We start from the raw sequence: 18,680 nt of genomic DNA, 5'->3' as shown, positions 1-18,680 counted from the left end.
TGCCTAACCATGGATCGATAACGGATGGTTCCGGATCGCCAAAAGCGGTGCGGATGAAAAGGGAATGTGACGGGGTGGACCCAACCAGGGCGCCTTCATCACAGCCGACCCCGCGACTGTAGAGCGGTCAGGGTCTTCCGTCCGGCGTCGGATATTCTCTTGTCGGCTGCCTGCGTGGTGCAGGCGGGCGAGGGGCTGAAGGCGGCGGAAAAGCCACTGGCAATGCAAGCCATGATCAACCAGGGTTGGACGCCTCTAAATCTACGAATCGTCCGCCTTTTCATGATTGCAGCCGGGAAGGCGAGGAAGAACCGATGGCACGATCGGGATGGCCCATGCGGCTATCCCGATCGTCGCCTGGACCCGCGAGCCAGGAGACCTGCCAATCGTGCCGGGCGCAAAGCCTAACCCTGGGCAAGTGTGCCCAATGCCAGCACGGAGGTTGTCATGGCAGACAATGAGATTTTGGCGTCGGCGTCAGGCCGGACGCGCTCCTTTGAAGTCGTCCACGCATGACGACCGCATCCTCTACGCTTGTTCTCGGCGGCGCCCGCTCCGGCAAGTCGCGCTTTGCCGAACAGCTCGTCATCGACAGCGGCTTTGAGCGCCACTACATCGCCACCGGCCGCGCCTGGGACGAGGAGATGCGCGCGCGGATCGATCAGCACAAGGCCGATCGCGGCGACCTCTGGACCACCCATGAGGAGCCGCTCGATCTCGCGGGCCGGGTTGCCGCGATCGACGGCGAGGGGCGGGCGGTGCTTGTCGATTGCCTGACGCTGTGGGTGACCAATCTGATGATGGAAGAGCGCGACATGGCGGCGGAATTTGCTGCACTCGCCGCCTATCTGCCGAAGGCCAAGGCGCGCCTCGTCATCGTTTCCAATGAAGTCGGCCTCGGCATCGTGCCCGAGAACCGGATGGCGCGCGAGTTTCGCGACCATGCCGGACGGCTGCACCAGATGATCGCGGCGGTCGCCGCGGATGTGTATTTTATCGCGGCGGGACTGCCGCTGAAAATGAAGGGTTGAATTGATGAACCAGCAGAAGATCCCCGCCACCGTCATCACCGGCTTCCTCGGCGCCGGCAAGACGACGATGATCCGCAACCTGTTGACCAATGCGGGCGGCAAGAAAATCGCGCTCATCATCAACGAGTTCGGCGATCTTGGTGTCGATGGCGAGGTGCTGAAGGGCTGCGGCGCGGAAAACTGCACCGAGGACGATATCATCGAGCTCACCAATGGCTGCATCTGCTGCACCGTGGCCGACGATTTCATCCCGACGATGAGCAAGCTCCTGGAGCGCGAGAACCGGCCTGATCATATCGTCATTGAAACCTCCGGCCTTGCCTTGCCGCAGCCGCTGGTCGCCGCCTTCAACTGGCCCGACATCCGCACACAGGTGACCGTCGATGGCGTGATCACCGTGGTCGACAGCGCCGCCGTCGCGGCCGGCCGTTTCGCCGACGATCATGATGCCGTCGATGCCCGCCGCGTCGAGGACGAAACGCTCGATCACGAAAGCCCGATCGAGGAACTGTTCGAGGACCAGCTGACCTGCGCCGACCTGATCGTGCTCAACAAGACCGACCTCATCGATGGCGCCGGCCTTGCCCGTGTCCGCGACGAGGTTGCTTCGCGCACGGCGCGCAAGCCCGCGATGATCGAGGCGAAGAACGGCGACGTGCCGGCATCAGTGCTGCTCGGCCTTGGCATCGGCACCGAGGAGGATATCGGCAACCGCAAATCCCATCACGAGCTTGAACATGAGGACGGCACGCCGCACGATCACGACGAGTTCGACAGCTTCGTCGTCGAACTCGGCCCGATCGCCGATCCCTCGGCCTTCGTCGAGAGCCTGAAGGGCATCATCGCCGAGCACGACGTTCTGCGCCTCAAGGGCTTCGTCGACGTTCCCGGCAAGCCGATGCGGCTGCAGCTACAGGCCGTTGGTAGCCGTATCGACCACTATTTCGACCGCGCCTGGGCGGCCGGCGAGACGCGCGGTACGCGGCTGGTGGTGATCGGACTGCATGAGATGGATGAGGGTGCGGTGCGTGAGGCGATCGAGGGTCTGGTTTAAGGTTGATGGTTGGGATGGGCGCGTCCGATTTCGAAGATTGCTTGAGTGGTGCCGTGTGGCCCCCTCATCCGCCTGCCGGCACCGACCGGGGTCGAGCCGCCGGTCTCGACCCGTCCTTCGGACCCCCGTCGGGGAGAAGAGACTCGGGGCCGGTCGCTCGCGCCAATCTTCCCTTCTTCCCGATGGGGAGAAGGTGCCGGCAGGCGGATGAGGAGGCCGCGCACTCTACGCCTACGAATAACATTCTCCGTAAAGACACACCGACATGCACCTCCTTCTAGCCCAGCAGGGAACGATCAGCGACGGCGAGGAGGCGATCGATCTTGGTCAGTCTCCCGGAGACATCCTGTTCCTCTCCGCCGCCGACACGGAACTGGCGGCGGTAGCGGCTACGCATGGTCGACGAGTCGGTGCACGGTCGCTGCGCATCGCGAGCCTGATGAACCTCAAGCATCCGATGTCCGTCGATGCCTATGTGGAGCGCACGGCGCGGCATGCGAAGCTGATCATCGTCAGAGCACTCGGCGGCGCCAGCTATTTCCATTACGCGCTGGAAGCGCTGCATGCGGCGGCGGCGCGGCATGGGGCGCTGATCGCGGTGCTGCCGGGGGATTCGAAGCCGGATGCGGGGTTGACGCCGTTTTCGAATGTGCCGCTTGAGGATCTGAATGCGCTCTGGGCCTATCTGATCGAGGGCGGTGATGCGAATACGCATGCGTTTCTCGATTATGCCGAGGCGATGCTGTCGGGGGGCGAGAAGCCGGAGGCGGCGGCGCCGTTGATGAAGGCCGGGATCTGGTGGCCGGGCCGGGGTGTTGTTGGGGTTGAGGAGTGGAAGTCTCACGTTGATCTCCTCTTCTCCCCAGCGGGGAGAAGATGCCCGGCAGGGCAGATGAGGGGGGCGAACGACGCAAGGAGTGAGCAGCAACAGGACGGCGATGACATCACTTGTGGCGCCTCCCCCTCATCCGACCCTTCGGGCCACCTTCTCCCCGTCGGGGAGAAGGGAAGACCCACCATCGCCATCTCCTTCTACCGCGCCCTCGTGCAAAGCGGCGAAACTCGCCCCGTCGAGGCGCTGATCGAAGCCCTGACCGCTCAAGGAATCCGTCCGCTCCCGGTCTTCGCCTATAGTCTCAAGGACCCCGTCTCCAAGGGCATTCTGGAAAGCGTGTTCGCGGCCACCAAGCCCGACGTTGTCATCAACACGACGGGCTTCGCCGTCTCGGCGCCGGGTGCGGAGCGGCAGCCGACGGTGCTGGAAGCGAGCGACGCGGTGGTGTTGCAGGCGATCTTTTCCGCATCCTCGAAGGAGGCATGGGAAAACTCTTCGCAGGGGCTGTCAGCGCGTGATCTTGGTATGAACGTGGCGTTGCCCGAGGTCGATGGCCGGGTTCTTGCCCGTGCCGTCTCGTTCAAGTCGGCGGCGCGGTATGATGCGCTGGTCGAGGCTAATATCGTCGCCAGCGAGCCGGATGCCGGACGCATGGCTTATACGGCGCGGCTCGCCGCCAACTGGGCGCGGCTGCGGCATGCGAAGCGGGCCGAGCGGCGGGTGGCGCTTGTCATGGCGAATTACCCGAACCGCGACGGACGGCTCGGAAACGGCGTCGGGCTGGACACGCCTGCGGGTACGATCGAGGTGCTTCAGGCGATGCGCAAGGCTGGTTATTCTGTTGGTGACATCCCTGAGGATGGCGATGCGCTGATGCGTCATATCATGGATGGGCCGACCAATTCCGGGTGCGACGGAAAGGTCATCCGCGAGACGCTTTCCGTGAGTCGTTACAAGGATTTCCTCGCAACTCTTCCGAAAAAGATTCAAGAGGAGATCTGCGCGCGCTGGGGCGAGCCGGAGGCGGATCCCTATGTCGTGGATGGCGCGTTTGCGCTGCCGTTCACGCGCTTCGGCGATGTGCTTGTCGGCATCCAGCCGGCGCGTGGTTACAATATCGATCCCAAGGAAAGCTATCACTCGCCGGATCTCGTGCCGCCGCATGGCTATCTGGCGTTCTACGCCTTCCTGCGCCATAAGTTCGATGCGCATGCGGTGATCCACATGGGCAAGCATGGCAATATCGAGTGGCTGCCGGGCAAGGCGCTGGCGCTGTCGGAAAGCTGCTACCCCGAGGCGATCCTGGGGCCGTTGCCGCATCTCTATCCCTTCATCGTCAACGATCCAGGCGAGGGAACGCAGGCCAAGCGCCGCACCGCCGCCGTGATCATCGACCATCTGACGCCGCCTTTGACGCGGGCGGAGAGCTACGGCCCGTTGAAGGATCTGGAGGCGCTGGTCGACGAATATTACGAGGCGTCGGGCGGCGATCCTCGGCGTATCCGGCTGTTGGGCAAGCAGATCCTCGAACTGGTTGCGGATATCGGGCTCGATCAGGATGCGGGGATTGCTAAGGGGGAAAGCGAGAGCGAGGCGCTGAAGAAGCTCGACGCCTATTTGTGCGATCTCAAGGAGATGCAGATCCGGGATGGGTTGCATGTGTTTGGGGTGTCGCCGGAAGGGCGATTGCTGACGGATCTGACGGTGGCGCTGGCGCGAGTGCCGCGCGGGCTGGGTGAAGGCGGTGACCGGAGCTTGCAGCGCGCGATTGCTGGGGATGTTTTTGGGAGTGTCGTAAACGGGCAAAACCCCTCCCCAACCCCTCCCCACGAGGGGGAGGGGCTTAACACGTTGTCGCCGTTTCAATCCATCATAGCTGACGAGGCTGCGGCTGATCGAACCAGCGAGGCAATCTCGACGGAAAGTCCCTCCCCCTTGTGGGGAGGGGTTGGGGAGGGGTCTTCCTTCGACCCCCTCGACTGCAACATGGCCGCCGCATGGACTGGGCCACGCCCCGATATCCTCGCGGACGTCTCGTCCGACCCGTGGCGCACCCAGGGCGATACCGTAGAGCGCATCGAGCTGCTGGCAGCCAAATTCGTGTCCGGTGAACTGCCATGCGCTGACAATTGGCACGCCACCCAAGCGGTCCTCCACGAGATCGAAACCCGCCTGAAACCCGCCATCCTCGCCTGCGGCGACGCCGAGATCGAAGGCTTGCTCCGTGGCCTCGACGGCCGCTTCGTGCCCCCAGGTCCCTCGGGCGCACCGACGCGCGGGCGGCCTGATGTGTTGCCGACGGGGCGGAATTTTTACTCGGTGGACAGCCGTGCGGTGCCGACGCCGGCGGCCTATGAGCTGGGCAGGAAATCGGCGGAGCTTCTGGTGCGCCGTTATGTGCAGGATCATGGCGAGTGGCCGGTATCCTTCGGGCTGACGGCCTGGGGCACGTCGAACATGCGCACCGGCGGCGACGATATCGCCCAGGCGCTGGCGCTGATCGGCGTCAAGCCGGTCTGGGATATGACATCACGGCGGGTGACCGGCTATGAGATCATTCCGCAGGCTCTGCTCCGGCGGCCGCGTGTGGATGTGACACTGCGGATTTCGGGCTTTTTCCGCGATGCCTTTCCGGAGCAGATCGCGCTGTTCGACAAGGCGATCCGGGCCGTCGGCGCGCTGGATGAGGACGGGCAAGACAATCCGATTGCGGCGCGGATGCGCGGCGAGGCGGCGCGGCTTGAAGAGGCCGGGCTCGACGCGGCGCAGGCCAGGAGACGGGCAGGGTATCGGATTTTCGGGTCTAAGCCGGGAGCCTATGGCGCCGGGCTGCAGGCGCTGATCGACGAGAAGGGCTGGGAGCGGCGCGCCGATCTGGCGGAGGCCTATCTGGTCTGGGGCAGCTATGCCTATGGCGCCGGCGAAGAGGGTCGGGCCGAGCGCGGCGTGTTCGAAGAGCGGCTGCGCTCCATCCAGGCTGTCGTGCAGAACCAGGACAATCGCGAGCACGATCTGCTCGACAGCGACGACTACTACCAGTTCGAAGGCGGCATGGCGGCGGCGGCGGAAACGCTTGGCGGCAGCAGGCCGTCGATCTATCACAATGATCACTCCATGCCGGAAAAGCCCGTCATCCGCTCGCTGGAGGAAGAGATCGCCCGCGTGGTGCGCGGCCGCGTCGTCAATCCGAAGTGGATCGATGGCGTCATGCGCCATGGCTACAAGGGCGCGTTCGAGATCGCCGCCACGGTCGATTATCTCTTCGCCTTCGCGGCGACGACCGGTGCTGTCGGCAATCACCATTTCGAGGCGGTCTATCAGGCCTTCGTCGTCGATCAGCGCGTGCGCGATTTCATGATCGAGAAGAACCCTGCAGCCTACGAGGAAATGAGAGAGCGGTTGCTGGAGGCGATCGAACGACGGCTGTGGACGCCGCGCAGCAATTCGGCGCGGTTCGATCTTGCTGCTACAGACAACTCACACGACGGATCAGGCGGTGTCGACACCGCCGACCGATTGAAGATTGCATCCGGGGAAGTTTGACATGATTGAGGAAACCACCGAGACCACGACGGAGGCCACTGGCCACGACGACGCGCGTCACAGCGAGAAGATGGCCAAGAAGAAGGCCGCGCGTGACAAGATCATGGCGACGAAGACGGGCGAGAAGGGCCTGATCATCGTTCACACCGGCAAGGGCAAGGGAAAATCGTCCTCGGCCTTCGGGATGATCTTCCGCCATATCGCGCATGGTAAGCCATCCGCCGTGGTGCAGTTCATCAAGGGTGCGATGTGGACGGGCGAGCGCGACCTGATCGAGAAGCATTTCTCCGATGTCTGCCAGTTCCACACGATGGGCGAGGGTTTCACCTGGGAAACGCAGGACCGCGCCCGCGATGTCGCGGCCGCCGGCGCTGCCTGGGAGAAGGCCAAGGAGCTTATCCGCGACGAGCGAAACTCGATGGTGCTGCTCGATGAGATCAACATCGCGCTGCGCTACGATTACATCGATATCAACGAGGTCGTGGAGTTCCTGAAGACGGAAAAGCCCTATATGACTCACGTCGTGTTGACGGGGCGTAATGCCAAGGACGAGCTGATCGAGATCGCCGACCTTGTGACCGAGATGGAGCTGATCAAGCATCCGTTTCGCTCGGGCATCAAGGGGCAGGCGGGCGTGGAGTTCTGATGACGCAGAGTTGGGTTTTCTGGGCCATTCTCTCGGCCGCGTTCGCGGCGCTGACGGCGATTTTCGCCAAGATCGGCGTGGCCGGTGTCAATTCCGATTTCGCGACGCTCATCCGCACCGTCGTCATTCTTGTCATCATCAGCGCCATCGTGATGGCAAGCGGGCAGTGGCAGCCGTTCTCCAGCATCTCGTCGAAGACCTGGCTGTTTCTATGCCTGTCGGGGCTGCGACCGGGGCGTCGTGGCTTGCCTATTTCCGCGCCTTGAAGATCGGCGATGCCGCACGCGTCGCGCCGATCGACAAGCTGTCGATCGTGCTCGTCGCCATCTTCGGCGTCGTGTTCCTCGGCGAGAAGCTGAACATGATGAACTGGCTCGGCGTCAGCCTGATCGCCGCAGGAGCGTTGCTTCTCGCGCTGTTCTAAGGCTTAGACCCCCAGCCAGACGCGCAGCGGATTGGCGGGGTCGGACAAGAGCTTGATCGTGAACGCGATGCAGACGATGACGAGCAGCGGCTTGATCAGCTTTGCGCCGATGCGCATCGCAAGCCGCGAACCGAGCTGGGCGCCGAGAAACTGGCAGACGCCCATCAGCAGGCCGACCTTCCAGAGGATCGCGCCGAAGGAGACAAAGACGGCGAGCGCGCCGACGTTCGAGCCGAAGTTCAAGAGCTTGGTGTGCGCAGTTGCCTTCAGCATGCCGAAGCCCGCCAGCGACACGAAGCCGAGCATGAGGAACGAGCCGGTGCCGGGGCCAAAGACGCCGTCGTAAAAGCCGATGGCAGGCACCAGCGTGAGGCCGAAGGCGAAGGGTGTGATGCGGCGGTGCTTGTCGACGTCGCCAAGATTCGGCTTCAGCGCGAAGTAGAGCGCGATCGCGATCAGGAGCACCGGCATGATTGCCCTCAGCACATCGCCCGGCACGATCGTCGCAAGTGCCGCGCCGAGCGCGCCACCCATGACCGCCATCAACGCCATCGGCAGCTGATCGCGCAGGTTCACGTGGCCCTTACGGGCATAGGCGATGGTGGCCGATGCCGCGCCGAAGACCGATTGCACCTTGTTGGTGCCGAGCGTCTGCAGGGGCGGGATGCCCGCGATCAGCATGGCCGGAACGGTGATCAGGCCGCCACCACCGGCGATGGCATCCACGAAACCGGCAAGGAAAGCTGCGAGGGCGAGGAGAAAAAGCAGGTGGGGGGCAAGATCGGACAAGGGGAAACCTGTGGGGCTGCTAATGCGCTGTGTCGTCGCGCTTGTTGCATTTACCTGACGGGGCTGCAATGGCTTGCGTGACACAGGCAACCGGCATTTCGCGCATATGACCGCACTCTCCTTCGATACCACCCGCCGCTACGTGCTCGGCCTCGGCTGCGAGCGCGCGGCATCGCCAGACGAGGTCATGGCGCTGGTCGCTTCGGCTTTGGAGATGGCGGGTGTCGAGCCCGGTCAGGTGGCCGGGCTGGCGTCGATCGATTCCCGCCGCGACGAGCCGGCGATGGCGTTGGTTGCCGCGCGCCTTGCGGTTCCCTCGGTGTTCTTCGATGCCAAAACGCTCGAGCGGGAGACGCCGAGGATCAAGAACCCTTCCGATGTCGTCTTTGCGCGGGTGGGCTGCCATGGGGTTGCTGAATCTGCGGCATTGGCTGCTATCGGGCGCGATGCCGAGCTTGTGCTGCCGAAAATCAAATCGGCGCATGCGACAGTCGCGATCGCACGCGCCCTGTTGCGGAAAGAATAGCGCTCGCTATGGTGACCGCCGATGCAGCCGCAGCGGTTCTGTCGCGCGGCTGCCAATCCATGACATGAAAACATGCAAGAGGGACGATAATGCATAAGGTGATTTACGATACGGATCCGGGTGTTGACGATGCGATGGCGCTGCTTTTCCTGCACCGCCATGCCGACATCGATCTGATCGGCATCACGACCGTGTTCGGCAACGCCTCGATCGAGACGACGACGCGCAATGCGCTGTTCCTCAAGCGCGAATGGAACATTCCGGCACCCGTCGCCAAGGGCGCGAGTGTCACGATCGATCCGTCGCGCAAGGAAGGCGCCTGGCCGACCTTCGTGCATGGCGATGACGGGCTCGGCAACATCAACGTTCCCGAGGTCGTCGACGTGCCGCTCGATCCGCGTCCGGCCTACAAGTTCATCATCGACACCGTGCGCGCCAATCCTGGCGAGGTGACGCTGGTGGCGGTTGGGCGCATGACCAACCTGGCGCTGGCGCTGAAGGAAGATCCTGAGATTGCCGGCCTGGTGAAGCAGGTGGTCATCATGGGCGGCAATTTCTATGTGCCTGGTAATGTGACGCCTGTTGCCGAAGCCAATATTCATGGCGACCCCGAGGCTGCCGATATCGTTTTGACTGCGCCGTGGCAGGTTGTCGTCATCGGTCTGGATGTCACCGCGATCACCACGATGAGCCGTGGCTATCTCGGCGAGATGGCGGCCAAGGGCGACAAGGCCGTGCAACTGCTCGACAAGCTCTCGCAGTTCTACATCGATTTCTACAAGCACGCCGTCGATGACGGGATGATGGTGCATGACAGCTGCGCCTGCGTCTATGTCGTGGCGCCGGAACTGTTCACCACGATCTCAGGGGCCATGCGCGTGGCGTGCGGTGGTATCGCTGACGGCCAGACGATCATCAAGCAGGACGGCCGTCGTTTTCCGCCGGGCGACTGGGACGGCCTGCCGAGCCAGATCGCCTGCACCGGTATTCAGTCGCAAGAGGTCATCGACCTGATCCGCGACACGTTGCTCAACGCTTAGTCGGCAATCATCATCGGTATTTCGGCGCAAGCGCATTGGCGAATCCATTCAGCCGCTTGCGCCGATATCCTCATAATTTGAGTCCGCTTTGGGCTCTGCAATCGGCGTGATCGTGATAGCCATCTTCACCGCGTTTGCGGCGTTGACGTCGTCCGCCGCCGGGCATAGATCATCGTCATGATCGAAACGGTACTTTCTCACCTCCCGGCGATGGATCCCGGCAGTGCCTGGCTCGTGGGCGCGGGGCCCGGCGATCCGGGTCTTTTGACGTTGCTTGCCGTCAAGGGGCTGATGGAAGCCGATGTCATCGTGCATGATGCATTGGTCGATGCCGAGTGCCTGAAGCTGGCGCGACCGGGCGCCGTTCTCGAATATGCCGGCAAGCGTGGCGGCAAGCCGTCGGCCAAACAGCGCGATATCTCGCTTCGCCTCGTCGAACTCGCGCAGGCGGGAAATCGCGTTCTCAGGCTGAAGGGCGGAGATCCATTCGTCTTCGGGCGTGGCGGCGAAGAGGCGCTGACGCTGGTCGAGTATAACGTGCCGTTTCGCATCGTGCCGGGCATCTCGGCGGGGATCGGCGGGCTTGCCTATGCGGGCATCCCCGTTACCCACCGCGACATCAATCATGCGGTGACGTTTTTGACCGGCCACAATTCATCGGGGCTGGTGCCGGACGCGATAAACTGGGATGCTATAGGCAAGGGCTCGCCCGTCATCGTCATGTATATGGCGATGAAGCATATTGCCGAGATCAGTGCCAACCTGATTGCCGCGGGGCGCTCGCGCAACGAGCCGGTCGCCTTCGTCTGTAACGCGTCGACGAGCGCGCAGCAGGTGCTGGAAACAACGCTCGGCGAGGCGCCGGCCGCGGCGCTGACGTCGGGTATCGAGCCGCCGGCGATCGTGGTGGTCGGTGAGGTGGTGCGGTTGCGTGGTTCTCTCGATTGGCTGGGTGCGCTGGCCGGACGACGGTTGCATCCCGATCCGTTCCGGAGGTCCGGCAGTAAGGAGACGGCATGAGTGGTCTGTTGATTGCAGCCCCGTCCTCCGGGTCGGGAAAGACGACGGTGACGCTTGGGCTCCTCAGGGCGCTTCGCAAGCGCGGGGTGGAGGTCGCGCCTGGCAAGGCGGGGCCTGACTATATCGATCCGGCCTTTCATGCCGCTGCGAGCGGCGTCGCCTGCCTCAATTTCGATCCCTGGGCGATGCGCCCCGAGCTGATCGCTGCCAATGCGACGCTGCATCGCTCCGGCGACCGGCTGCTTGTCATCGAGGCGATGATGGGCCTCTTCGACGGGGCGGCCGACGGCAAGGGTACGGCGGCGGATCTGGCGGCGATGCTTGGGCTTTCCGTCGTGCTGGTGGTCGATGCGTCACATATGTCCCAGTCCGTCGCGGCACTTGTGGCCGGCTTTGCGGGCTTTCGCGCCGATGTCCGGATTGCCGGCGTCATCTTGAACAAGGTTGGCGGTGATCGGCATGAAATGATGCTGCGCCAGGCGCTCGAGGCGAGCCGCATGCCTGTGATCGCGGTCGTGCGCCGTGACGCCGAGATCGCGCTGCCGGAGCGGCATCTCGGTCTGGTGCAGGCCGGCGAGCATGAGGCGCTGGAGAAATTCGTCGAGCATGCGGCGCAGGCGGTCTCGCAGAACTGCAATTTCGACTTTCTTATGCGTGTCGCCAGACAGGGTTTCGCACGTCCCTCGACGGCCAATATCGATCGCCTGCCGCCGCTCGGCAGCCGGATCGCGGTTGCGCGCGATATCGCCTTTGCCTTCTGCTACGAGCACATGCTGCTCGGCTGGCGGCGGCGCGGCGCCGATATCTCGTTTTTCTCGCCGCTTGCCGACGAGCCGCCGGAGCGCACCGCCGACGCCATCTATCTCCCCGGCGGCTACCCGGAGCTGCACGCCGGACGAATCGCGGCCGCGTCAACCTTTCGCGAGAGCATGCGCCAGGCGGCCGAAGGCGGGGTGCGGATCTACGGGGAGTGCGGCGGTTATATGGTGATGGGCGACGGGCTGGTGGATGCCAGCGGCGAACGCCACGAGATGCTCGGGCTTTTGCCGCTGGTTACCAGCTATGAGGAACGCAGGCGCCATCTCGGCTATCGGCGCGTCTATCCGATCAACGGCTCGTTCTTCACGCAGCCGATGACGGCGCACGAGTTTCACTATTCGTCGGTGGTTTCGGAAGGCGAGGCGGACCGGCTTTTCAAGGTGACCGACGCATTGAACAACGATCTCGGCACGGCCGGACTGCAGCGCTGGCAGGTGGCCGGGTCCTATATGCATCTGATCGATGTGGCGGCGCAGGTGAGCGGACCGGCGGGTAGCGCGGGCGGACCGGCACGATGAATGCCCCGATCATTCATGGTGGCGGCATAACGGCCGCCGCGGCCTTTTATGGCGGCAAGCCGGAAGATTGGCTCGACCTTTCCACCGGTATCAGCCCGTTTCCGGCGGTCCTGCCTGATATCCCCATGCGCGCCTGGCACCGGTTGCCGGATCAGCATCTCGTCCACGAGGCGCGCGAGGCGGCGCGGGATTATTACAGGAGCGGCGTCAGCCTGCCGTTGCCGGTGCCCGGCACTCAATCGGTCATCCAGCTTCTGCCGCGACTGATTGCGGCGGGGGGGCGCGTCGCGGTTCTCGGGCCGACCTACGGTGAATATGAGCGGGCCTTCGTGATGGCCGGAGCGGCTGTCGATCGGCTTGATGGGATCGACGAGGTCGGCGACCATCACGCGCTTGTCGTCATCGTCAATCCGAACAATCCCGATGGCCGGATCTACCAGCCCGAGGTGCTGCTTGATCTTGCGCGTGGGTTGGCGGCGCGGGGAGGGCTTCTCGTGGTCGATGAAGCGTTCGGCGACACCGTGCCCGAGGCCAGCGTCGTCGGTCATGTCGCGGATCACGCCAATCTCATCGTCTTTCGCTCCTTCGGCAAGTTTTTCGGGCTTGCCGGGCTGCGGCTTGGCTTCGTGATCGCGGCGCGGGAGCTTGTCGATCGGTTCGAGAGCCTGCTCGGCCCCTGGGCCGTTTCCGGGCCGGCGCTGTCGATCGCTGCTTCCCTGCTGCGCACGGATACCGAGCCGCTCAGACGCGCGATCGATCAGCGCAGCGAGGCGATGCGTGAGGTTCTGAGCAAGGGCGGGCTTCGCATTCGTGGCGGGACCGCGCTTTTCTCGCTGGTCGAAGACGAGGCGGCGGATGCGTTGCAGGCACATCTGTGCGTGCACCACATTCTGGTCCGCAAGTTCGATTATGCCCCTTCCTGGCTGCGCTTCGGCGTGACCCCGGATACCACTGGCGACCTCAGGCTCGCCGATGCCCTGATGAGCTTCAATCGATGATTTTTGAACTGAATCTTCTCGTGCTGGTGCTTGCTCTGATGCTCGACAGGATCGTTGGCGATCCGGATGTGCTGTGGGCGCGGCTGCCGCACCCGATCGTGCTCTTCGGCAAGGCGATCTCGCGGATGGAGACGCTGTTCAACCGGACGGAACTGCCAGGCAAGAGCCGCCGGCGCAACGGCATGCTCGTCATCGCAGCCCTGCTTCTGATCGCCGTCGCTGCTGGTGTCGCGCTGCATCTGTTCTTCGCGCTGTTCGGGCTTGCGGGCATCCTGCTTGAAGTTCTCTGCGTCACAGTGTTCCTGGCGCAGAAGAGCCTTGCCGATCACGTCGAGGCGGTTGCCACCGGTCTTCGGCAGGGCGGCCTCGATGGTGGGCGAAAGGCCGTGTCGATGATCGTCGGGCGCGATCCGGAAACACTTGACGAGCCGGCCGTCTGCCGGGCGGCGATCGAGAGCCTTGCGGAGAATTTCTCCGATGGCGTCGTCGCGCCGGCACTTTGGTACCTGGTGTTCGGTCTGCCGGGTCTGCTTGCCTACAAGATGCTGAACACGGCGGATTCGATGATCGGTCACAAGTCGGAGCGCTATGTTGATTTCGGCTGGGCGTCGGCGAGGCTCGATGATCTCGCCAACTGGCCGGCGGCGCGGCTGTCGATCGCGCTGATCGCGGCGGGTGCGTGGCTACGACGCGGCGGCGATGCTTGCCGCGAGGCGTTCAAAATCGCGATGCGCGACGGCGGCATGCATCGCTCGCCGAATTCTGGCCGCCCGGAAGCGGCGATGGCTGGCGCGCTCAACGTGCAGCTCGCTGGACCTCGCGTCTATTCCGGTGTCGTGGTGATGGAGCCGATGATCAATGGCGGAGGAAGAGAGACCGCTGTCATCGAGGATATCGAGAGCGCGGTCTCCGTCTTCTATGCCAGCTGCTCGGTTCTCGCCTTTGTCGCTCTGGTGATCTTCCTGTTTCTTCTATAGATCAGCGCGATACTGTTATCATGTTGATTACCATTCTCCTTAAGCGGATGTAACGTCTCCCGGCGTAGTCTTGTTCAACTGTATTCATGCAGAATGAACGAGGGGACGATGAGAACTATACTTGCAGGAGCTGCGGCGATCGTATTGCTGCAGTTATCGGCCGTTGCTGCCGAGGCCTCGACCTTGATCGCGAAGATCAGCATCAGCTCGCAAACCATGACGGTCACCGAGAACGGCTTCGTCAAATACCGCTGGAAGGTTTCGACGGCGCGCTCCGGTTACAGGACACCTGTCGGTTCCTGGAGCGCCAAGTGGCTGTCGCGTGACCATCGCTCGAAGAAATACGACGATGCGCCGATGCCATACGCGGTGTTCTTCAATGGTGGCTATGCCGTGCATGCGACCTTCGATCTCAAGCGTCTCGGCCGCCCGGCATCGCATGGATGCATTCGCCTGCATCCCAACAATGCGGCGCAGTTTTTCGACATGACGCGGCAGGCGGGCTTGGCCAATACGCGGGTTGTCGTCACGAACTAGAGCCTTTCCTGGTTAGATTGAAGCATTCTGTTGCCTCAAACGGAGTCGGATGGTCGTCCGGCTGGCGCGTGTCGTAGCCCACGCATACGGCCAAGCCGGCCGGACGATCAGGCGGCCCGTTTCAGGCAACCCGAAGGGCCGGGCATCTTTCCGCCAGGATCAAAGGCGATCGGCTCGACCGTACCTGGGGTATGCCCTTCGCCAATCGCCTTTGCCCTGACGAAAACCTGCTCCGGCAGAATGCTTCAAGCTAACCAGGAAAGGCTCTTGGCGAGGCGAAACGTCGCGGAAACGGTTGCCGGCTGCCTTTGAGTGCATGCTGTTTGAGCAACAGTGCCTGCGCAAATTGCACCTCGGGCTGGACGAAAGCATTGGCTTTTGAAATGGATTTGCCTATGAGGGGGAAAACTATCATTTCCAAGAGGTACAGGCGTGACCGCTACATTCGATAAAGTTGCCGACATCATTGCAGAAACCAGCGAGATCGATCGTGATACGATCACGCCGGAAAGCCATACGATCGACGACCTCGGTATCGACAGCCTCGACTTCCTCGATATCGTTTTCGCCATCGACAAGGAATTCGGCATCAAGATCCCGCTCGAAAAGTGGACGCAGGAAGTCAACGAGGGCAAGGTCTCTACGTCGGAGTACTTTGTTCTGAAGAACCTCTGCGCCAAGATCGACGAACTGCGCGCCGCCAAGGCCTGATCGATACGCACAATTTTTTTCTCCGCCCTGTCGCCATTCACCATGGCGGCCGGGCGGTTTTGTTACTAAGTAGGCCCACAGGGTCGCGCTTTGCGAAATCGGCTCCGATTTTCGCAATGCTTGGTCCTGTCGATTAAAAAATGATAGAGCGTCCTTTGTGCGTCCATTCGGATGCACGGCGCTCTAGCCGACGGCATGTTGCCTGTGCGGCCGGAGGATCCGATGCTCCTGGAATACTTCCAGATGATCGATCGCGTCGAGGCGGTCGACCTTCAGACCAAGACACTCAAGGCACGCTCCGTCGTGCCGGCGAAGAGCCCGGTGTTCGAAGGTCATTTTCCCGGCATGCCCCTTGTCCCGGGCGTGCTTCTCATTGAAACCATGGCGCAGGCATCCGGTATGCTGGTGCTGGCGGCGACCGATTTCGCGGCCATGCCGTTCCTGATGTCGGTCGACGGTGCGAAGATGCGCACCTTCGTCGAGCCGGAAGCGGTCCTCGATATCGAGGCGTTTCTGGAGCACGACGGTTCGGGCTTCGCGGTCACCAAGGCCAAGATCACCAGTGGCGGCAAGAAGGTTTGCGACGCGCAGCTGAAGCTGCGCACCATGCCTTTCAGCGAAATTCCGCTCGGTGACATCGTCAAGAAACGCGCCAGTGAAATCGGCCTGATGGATGCAATCGCTGCGCAGGGAGTGAATGGATGAGCAAGGCTCAGAATGATGTCGTCATCACGGGCGTAGGTATCGTAACCTGTCAGGGCGTCGGCAAGGAGCCGCATATCGCGTTGCTCAACGCCGCCGAAGCGCCGAAGACTGTTGTCGAGACCGAGAAGTTCAAGCCCTATCCGATCCATCCGCTGCCCGAAGTGGACTGGTCACTGCAGATCGCCAAGCGCGGCGATCAGCGACAGATGGAAAACTGGCAGCGCATCGGCGTGTTCGCGGCGGGCCTTGCGCTCGACGACGCCGGCCTCAAGGACAATGTCGAAGCCTGCGGCACGATGGACATGATCGTGGCGGCCGGTGGCGGCGAGCGCGACATCAATGTCGACACGCTGATCGTCGATGAAGGCCTGAAGCGCAACGACCGCGAAGTGCTGCTCAACGAGAAGCTCACGACCGAGCTTCGCCCGACGCTCTTCCTGGCGCAGCTCTCCAACCTGCTCGCCGGCAATATCTCGATCGTTCACAAGGTCACCGGCTCGTCGCGCACCTTCATGGGTGAGGAATCGGCCGGTATTTCCGCCGTCGAGACGGCCTTCTACCGCATCAAGTCAGGCGAATCCTCGCATGCGCTGGTTGGCGGCGCGTTTTCGGCCGAGCGTCTCGACATGGTTCTGCTGTTCGAGGCGATCGGCTCGCATTCGCGCGGCGAATGGCAGCCTTTGTGGTCGCGCAAGGACGGCGGCATCACGAGCGGTTCGCTCGGCGCCTTCCTGGTGCTCGAATCGCGGGCGCATGCCGAAGCGCGCGGCGCCCATATTTATTCGACGATCTCGTCCATCGAGGGGGATCGCGGCAATCGCGGCGCCGGCAATCTCGAAAAGCGCCTTGAGCGGCTGCTTGAACCCGCCCGGGGCCTGCCGGCCGAAAGCACGGCGATCTTCTCCGGTTCTTCCGGCATGCCCGAGCTCGCGTCGCGTGAGAAGGCTGTTCTGGAGCATCAGCTGCCGGGCGCTGCCATCCGCGGCTTCGGCGGCGTGACCGGCCATGGGCTGGAGGCGCACTTCACCCTCGGGCTGGCGCTGGCCGCCCTTGCCATCGACGGCGAGGCCAAGGTGCCGGCATTCGACGGCGCACATGAAAAATCCATGAGTTCAGGCACGAAGGCCGCTGTCGTCACGACGGTCGGGCATCAGCGTGGCGAAGGCGTCGCCGTTCTGTCGGCGGACGCGTGAGGAGCAGGCACATGACGGATCAAGCTTACAAGGATCATCTCGGCCGCCCGATCGTGGCTGTTACCGGCGTCGGCATCATGACCTCGCTGGGGCAGGGCCTCAAGGACAACTGGTCGGCGCTGATATCGGGCAAATCCGGTATCCACGACATCAATCGTTTTCCGACGGACGGTCTTTCGACGCGGATCGCCGGCACAGTCGATTTCATCGACGTTCCGGCACCGAACGCCGTCGAGCGTTCCTATGCATTCGCACGCGAGACGACGATCGAGGCACTGGCCGATGCCGACATCGCAGGCGATTTCAACGGTCCGCTGTTTCTGGCAGCACCTCCGATCGAGCCGGAATGGATTGCCCGCTTCGAACTCGGCGATCGTTCGCCGCCGCCCTCGCAGCCGGGTGATGCCTACGACCGCTTCCTGACCGCGATGCGCCAGCGTCCCGATCCGGCCTTCCATGAGGCTGCGTTGTTCGGCGCCATCTCGGAGCGTCTGGCCGATCGTTTCGGTACGCGCGGTCTTCCGGTGACGTTGTCGACGGCCTGTGCTTCGGGCGCGACCGCGATCCAGCTCGGCATCGAGGCGATCCGCCAGGGCCGCACAAACCGGGCGCTTGCCGTTGCGACCGACGGCTCGGTCAGCGCCGAAGCGCTGATCCGCTTCTCTCTGCTCTCGGCCCTGTCGACGCAGAACGACAACCCGACCAAGGCCTCCAAGCCCTTCAGCAAGGATCGCGACGGCTTCGTCATCGCCGAAGGTGCCGCGACGCTGGTGCTGGAATCGCTGGAATCGGCGATCGCGCGTGGCGCCAAGGTGCTGGGCATCATGAAGGGCGCCGGCGAAAAGGCCGACAGCTTCCACCGCACCCGGTCCTCGCCGGATGGCGGCCCGGCGATCGCGACGATCCGCGCGGCACTTGCCGATGCCGGCATGGATGAAGGCGATATCGGCTACATCAACGCTCATGGCACTTCGACGCCCGAGAACGACAAGATGGAATATGGCTCGATGCTCGCTGTCTTCGGCGACCGCATGGCCTCCATCCCGCTGTCATCCAACAAGTCGATGATCGGCCATACGCTGACGGCTGCCGGTGCCGTCGAAGCCGTGTTCTCGCTGCAGACGATGCGCACCGGCACGCTGCCGCCGACCATCAACTACACCAACCCGGATCCGGCGATCGTTCTCGACGTGGTGCCGAATGTGAAGCGGGATGCGCAGGTCAACGCCGTGCTTTCCAACTCCTTCGGCTTCGGCGGCCAGAACGCCAGCCTTGTCATGGCGCTGGAACCGGCTTAAGCGGTTTGCGACCATA

At 63.1% G+C, this 18,680-nt stretch carries 17 protein-coding genes, 1 pseudogene and 1 riboswitch; of the genes and pseudogenes, 17 read left to right on the top strand and 1 reads right to left on the bottom strand.

Annotation, left to right across the window (positions count from 1 at the left end; all coding sequences use genetic code 11):
- The first annotated feature begins 8 nt into the window (after positions 1–8).
- Positions 9–402, top strand: a riboswitch (cobalamin riboswitch).
- A gap of 110 nt (positions 403–512) precedes the next feature.
- The 6 genes and pseudogenes from cobU to D460_RS37170 all read left to right on the top strand — a co-directional run bounded on the left by cobU (position 513) and on the right by D460_RS37170 (position 7,533).
- Positions 513–1,031, top strand: a complete 519-nt coding sequence (gene cobU, locus D460_RS0121515) for a bifunctional adenosylcobinamide kinase/adenosylcobinamide-phosphate guanylyltransferase (protein ID WP_018900663.1) — start codon at positions 513–515, stop codon at positions 1,029–1,031.
- A 4-nt stretch (positions 1,032–1,035) separates the two neighbouring features.
- The gene (cobW, locus tag D460_RS0121510) at positions 1,036–2,085 is read left to right on the top strand and encodes a cobalamin biosynthesis protein CobW (RefSeq protein WP_018900662.1); all 1,050 of its coding nucleotides are present in this window, start codon (positions 1,036–1,038) and stop codon (positions 2,083–2,085) included.
- A gap of 265 nt (positions 2,086–2,350) precedes the next feature.
- On the top strand, positions 2,351–6,463 hold the full coding sequence (gene cobN, locus D460_RS0121505; protein ID WP_018900661.1) for a cobaltochelatase subunit CobN: 4,113 nt from the start codon (positions 2,351–2,353) through the stop codon (positions 6,461–6,463).
- A gap of 1 nt (position 6,464) precedes the next feature.
- Positions 6,465–7,109, top strand: coding sequence for a cob(I)yrinic acid a,c-diamide adenosyltransferase (gene cobO, locus D460_RS0121500; protein WP_018900660.1), 645 nt, complete (start codon positions 6,465–6,467; stop codon positions 7,107–7,109).
- Positions 7,109–7,464: pseudogene (locus D460_RS33450) on the top strand (EamA family transporter); the annotation flags it as partial. The gene cobO and the pseudogene D460_RS33450, both read left to right, overlap by 1 nt.
- Positions 7,405–7,533 (top strand): EamA family transporter, encoded by a 129-nt coding sequence (locus D460_RS37170; protein WP_348625643.1) that lies wholly within the window; start codon positions 7,405–7,407, stop codon positions 7,531–7,533. The pseudogene D460_RS33450 and the gene D460_RS37170, both read left to right, overlap by 60 nt.
- A 3-nt stretch (positions 7,534–7,536) precedes the next feature.
- On the opposite strand, the gene D460_RS0121490 is transcribed toward D460_RS37170, so the two are convergent.
- Positions 7,537–8,322, bottom strand: coding sequence for a TSUP family transporter (locus tag D460_RS0121490; RefSeq protein WP_018900659.1), 786 nt, complete (start codon positions 8,320–8,322; stop codon positions 7,537–7,539).
- Between the two features lie 106 nt (positions 8,323–8,428).
- Between D460_RS0121490 and D460_RS0121485 the strand changes: the two genes are divergently transcribed.
- The 11 genes from D460_RS0121485 to D460_RS0121435 all read left to right on the top strand — a co-directional run bounded on the left by D460_RS0121485 (position 8,429) and on the right by D460_RS0121435 (position 18,664).
- Entirely contained in the window at positions 8,429–8,848 is a 420-nt protein-coding gene (locus D460_RS0121485) for a cobalamin biosynthesis protein (protein WP_018900658.1), read from the top strand.
- Positions 8,849–8,937: 89 nt separating this feature from the next.
- The gene (locus D460_RS0121480) at positions 8,938–9,888 is read left to right on the top strand and encodes a nucleoside hydrolase (RefSeq protein ID WP_018900657.1); all 951 of its coding nucleotides are present in this window, start codon (positions 8,938–8,940) and stop codon (positions 9,886–9,888) included.
- A gap of 177 nt (positions 9,889–10,065) precedes the next feature.
- A complete protein-coding gene (cobA, locus tag D460_RS0121475) occupies positions 10,066–10,908 on the top strand; it encodes a uroporphyrinogen-III C-methyltransferase (RefSeq protein WP_026283378.1) in 843 nt (280 codons plus the stop codon).
- Entirely contained in the window at positions 10,905–12,245 is a 1,341-nt protein-coding gene (locus D460_RS0121470) for a cobyrinate a,c-diamide synthase (RefSeq protein ID WP_018900654.1), read from the top strand. The genes cobA and D460_RS0121470 overlap by 4 nt, the downstream gene beginning before the upstream one ends.
- On the top strand, positions 12,242–13,243 hold the full coding sequence (cobD, locus tag D460_RS0121465) for a threonine-phosphate decarboxylase CobD (protein ID WP_018900653.1): 1,002 nt from the start codon (positions 12,242–12,244) through the stop codon (positions 13,241–13,243). The genes D460_RS0121470 and cobD overlap by 4 nt, the downstream gene beginning before the upstream one ends.
- Positions 13,240–14,220 carry an adenosylcobinamide-phosphate synthase CbiB gene (gene cbiB / locus D460_RS0121460; RefSeq protein ID WP_018900652.1) on the top strand — a complete coding sequence of 327 codons (981 nt, stop codon included), beginning with the start codon at positions 13,240–13,242 and terminating at the stop codon, positions 14,218–14,220. The genes cobD and cbiB overlap by 4 nt, the downstream gene beginning before the upstream one ends.
- Before the next feature lie 108 nt (positions 14,221–14,328).
- The gene (locus D460_RS0121455; protein WP_026283377.1) at positions 14,329–14,757 is read left to right on the top strand and encodes a L,D-transpeptidase; all 429 of its coding nucleotides are present in this window, start codon (positions 14,329–14,331) and stop codon (positions 14,755–14,757) included.
- A gap of 432 nt (positions 14,758–15,189) precedes the next feature.
- A complete protein-coding gene (locus D460_RS0121450) occupies positions 15,190–15,468 on the top strand; it encodes an acyl carrier protein (protein ID WP_018900650.1) in 279 nt (92 codons plus the stop codon).
- A 222-nt stretch (positions 15,469–15,690) separates the two neighbouring features.
- Positions 15,691–16,173 carry a 3-hydroxyacyl-ACP dehydratase FabZ family protein gene (locus D460_RS0121445; protein WP_026283376.1) on the top strand — a complete coding sequence of 161 codons (483 nt, stop codon included), beginning with the start codon at positions 15,691–15,693 and terminating at the stop codon, positions 16,171–16,173.
- A complete protein-coding gene (locus D460_RS0121440; RefSeq protein WP_018900648.1) occupies positions 16,170–17,366 on the top strand; it encodes a beta-ketoacyl-ACP synthase in 1,197 nt (398 codons plus the stop codon). The genes D460_RS0121445 and D460_RS0121440 overlap by 4 nt, the downstream gene beginning before the upstream one ends.
- Before the next feature lie 11 nt (positions 17,367–17,377).
- Entirely contained in the window at positions 17,378–18,664 is a 1,287-nt protein-coding gene (locus D460_RS0121435; RefSeq protein WP_018900647.1) for a beta-ketoacyl-ACP synthase, read from the top strand.
- Positions 18,665–18,680 lie beyond the last annotated feature (16 nt).

Origin of the sequence: Rhizobium sp. 2MFCol3.1, assembly GCF_000377565.1 — a bacterium.
In the GTDB taxonomy this organism is placed as follows: domain Bacteria; phylum Pseudomonadota; class Alphaproteobacteria; order Rhizobiales; family Rhizobiaceae; genus Rhizobium.
Note: the sequence above shows the minus strand (reverse complement) of the source record. Positions and strands in the feature narration are given on the sequence as shown.